The organism is Endozoicomonas ascidiicola, from assembly GCF_001646945.1.
Classification (GTDB): domain Bacteria; phylum Pseudomonadota; class Gammaproteobacteria; order Pseudomonadales; family Endozoicomonadaceae; genus Endozoicomonas; species Endozoicomonas ascidiicola.
Genome location: NZ_LUTV01000004.1, coordinates 185,827 through 188,996, shown reverse-complemented (window position 1 = coordinate 188,996; position 3,170 = coordinate 185,827). Strand labels below are relative to the sequence as shown.

General features: G+C 44.0%; 2 protein-coding genes and 1 tRNA gene. 1 reads left to right on the top strand and 2 read right to left on the bottom strand.

Annotated elements, in window-relative coordinates; genetic code table 11:
- Window positions 1-261 precede the first annotated feature (261 nt).
- Window positions 262-624, top strand: a complete 363-nt coding sequence (locus AKL11_RS11600) for a MerR family transcriptional regulator (RefSeq protein ID WP_157673526.1) — start codon at window positions 262-264, stop codon at window positions 622-624.
- A gap of 551 nt (window positions 625-1,175) precedes the next feature.
- Here the strand turns inward: AKL11_RS11600 and AKL11_RS11595 are convergent.
- Together AKL11_RS11595 and AKL11_RS11590 are read right to left on the bottom strand one after the other, a co-directional pair.
- A tRNA-Phe gene (locus tag AKL11_RS11595) sits at window positions 1,176-1,251 on the bottom strand.
- 490 nt (window positions 1,252-1,741) lie between these two features.
- Window positions 1,742-3,170, bottom strand: a 1,429-nt coding sequence (locus AKL11_RS11590; RefSeq protein WP_216636795.1) for a protein kinase domain-containing protein, incomplete at its 5' end; no start/stop codon positions are given.

Here is a 3,170-nt window from a genome sequence, read left to right as displayed (position 1 = left end):
GCGGTGTAGCCTGAAGCAGCTCCTCCACCTGCTGGAGCGATTTGATGAGCCGTGTGTCCATTATGATTTTCATCCAGTAATTTTGGACGAAAGATTAGAAATCACAGGCTCATTTCATTTTGGAAACAAGGGCTCCGTTCAGGCTCATTTCATATTGGAAGAGACTCCATATGGCTTGAGATGTACTTTAATACTACGATGATTAACCATCCGAATGCTAAAGACAAGCTACATCCATCCAACAAGCTCAAGGACATGAGTATGAAGAACAAGAACGACAAGCCGGTAAAAAACAACCTGCCAACAGAAGCCGTAAAGACATACGACACAGTTCATGCAGTGAGGCCTCCTTCCAAGTTTCTATACAGCTCCCCTTTGCAGATATGCAATAAGAAGGAAGATATGCCCAGGGAGGAAATAATGAATCAAGCTTTACTGGGCGTTGGCTACATCAAGATCAAGGAGTTTGCGACTCTGGCCGGCATTTCTGAATCGACTCTTCGGCGTTACGAAAGGAAGGGCATTATCCCTAAACGGAAGCGCTATTCATGTAAAATGGAGGGCTGGCCAGCTAAAAGAGCACTTCCCATCATTGAAGGCCTGGGTAGCCAGTTTCATGGGTAGAGGGAAAAAAGAACAGACCGCAGTCCTCATATAATCAGTGCTAGGGTACTTCTGTATCACCCGGGTACTGATTCTCGCTCTCACTTTTCCGGTCAATGCCACAACTGGTTTTGCTGCTGATGCATATTAAGTTTTCAAAAAGCCGTTCATAATTTTGCGTCAGCAACCCCACTGCAAGAAATTTTGCTCTCGAAGAGTGGCCCATCCACGGCTGATCATCACCGTCGCCAATCCCGTTGGGATTAACGACCTACGTGGCTGAAAAATAGCTAAGTAAACGACACTAAACACTTTCCAACCAAGACCGATTTTCACACTGATTGTGATTTCTTATGTTTGCTGCTTTTTTGATGGTGAGATTCTGGAGGGAGGTTGTTTCGATAATTATTTTGCACGTAAGTCTTATAAATTCGAGCAAATTGACACAAATGCACCCTGAAAAATAAAATTATTTGTTACCCGCTCCACTGAAAAAAATCGTTGTCCCAAAAATAAAACTGACCCCAGAGCAAAAAAAAGGGTTACGATTTCTCGTAACCCTTTGATTTTATTGGTGCCTAGGGGCGGAATCGAACCACCGACACGCGGATTTTCAATCCGCTGCTCTACCAACTGAGCTACCCAGGCAATGCACAACTTGTTGTGCGAGGCGTATTAAACGGATTTCCCTTTGATGAGTCAAGCCCTATATTATTTTTTTCAACACGGCGTGGATAAACCGACTGTCGACCCAAGTAACAGGCTCAATGATCTAGCACACATTGGTCAATAAATCGGGCATTTTTGATGTGATCAGTACCGTTACCCTTCAAAGCCCTGGGATGCTTACTCCAATGTCTTTTATATACTGCCCGACGTGCTCTATAACCACATCAGCGTTCTGATTAGCCGGTCTTGCCCTTAACCTCAGACTTTCATTCTCAGTATTAGTAAATTTTGTAGCTAAGATGATCAAAAAGGCTTCCGCACACTTTCACCCACCAATAGGGCTCATGAATGCGTTATAAGACAGGTGACTAACTATAAGTAGTAATGCAATGGAATCAGGCGTTTCGGGCTGAGCAGGCAGGTTATTTTCTTTTATAGTCATCGTGCGCTCTGAGCTTACAGACAGCGTCTATTCATCAGACTCTTTGAAATCTATATCCATATTAACCGTGATTCTTTTTACCGATGCCAGAGATAGCCTGGATTGTGGATCGTTTTCCATGAGACTAACAATCACATCACTTAACCCACCATAGATATTTAAATGCGGGTTAGCCTCTTGAAGCAGGCATCGTTTCGATTGTGCGTCGATAGAGGCCAATCGACTGGTTGGTGACGTTTCCGTATTTATATCTGTCAGGAATACGTTCTCGTAGAGTTTCAATAAACTAGCCAAATCGGCGCCAGTTACAACACAGGCTAAGCAGGAGCCAACGTTGTACAAATCAGCCTGAACACCATCATAACCGGACTTTAGCACCCCATTCTCACCGAGCTGCTCAGGTGAAGAGTTATATTCCGTACCACAGATTGTGGTTGGTCTTTTTCCATTCTCTATTTTTTTAGCCAGCCCGAAGTCAATAAGTTTAAGCCTCTCTTTCTTACCGTCATGAAAATGCATCAAGTTATCAGGTTTAATATCTCGATGAACCACCTTTTGTCCATGCAAAAATTCTAACGCTGGGATAAGGTCGTAAAGCGTCAAATGTGAGAGTTGTATCAATCTCCGATCTATACCAACGCCTTCCACGTCATTATTAAAACCATGTTTGGCTCTAGGTTCGACTACCCCCCGAACTACATCAACTAACGCCTCGCCATTAATCAATTCCGTTATAACAGCACTAACACTCCAACTTGCTTTCAATAAGAGAGTACAGACACTTTCTTCTTTTAAAGCCACGTACTCGCTTTTGTTTTCCATAATCAGCGCATATGTCTTCCCAATATATGGGTTTGGCTTAACCCCTAACCCCGTCACCTCGCCTTCGTCGCAACGCTCCTGCGTTTGGGAGTTATGACTATCAAGAGCTGCAAGCTTAACTGCATATTCCGGCCCACTGTTATTGAAATAACGGTAAACCTTACCAAAGCCCCCTTCATCGAGACGCCGCCCTTGATGCAGCGATAGCAACCCAGTTAAGGCCTGATCGGTGCCTTCGAAAGTCTCAGCCTCCCTCCAAACTGCATCCTCTCCGAAAATTTCAGCACTCTGATCAGTCTCTGCCGCCTTTGGTATAAGCGGTTCCTGAACCACAACATTTTGGACTTCACCCCTTTTTTCGATGATACGAAAATGATCAGCATCACTTCCAAGCGTACTTCTCTCAGGTATAACTTTGGGCTGACAACACTGAAAAAGATTCCTAATCCCCCAACAACAACCATCGGTTGTCCGGCTTGAATCTGTGGGTAGTTCAGGCACACTTCCACTTAAAACCTTACTTGCTTCCATCGTATTTGAGTATTTTCCAATCCCAAAATGAGCCTGAAAAGAGTATAAACCCATGATTTCAGGCCTTTCGCTTAAAGATGCCTTGAAACAGTGATTCTCTGGC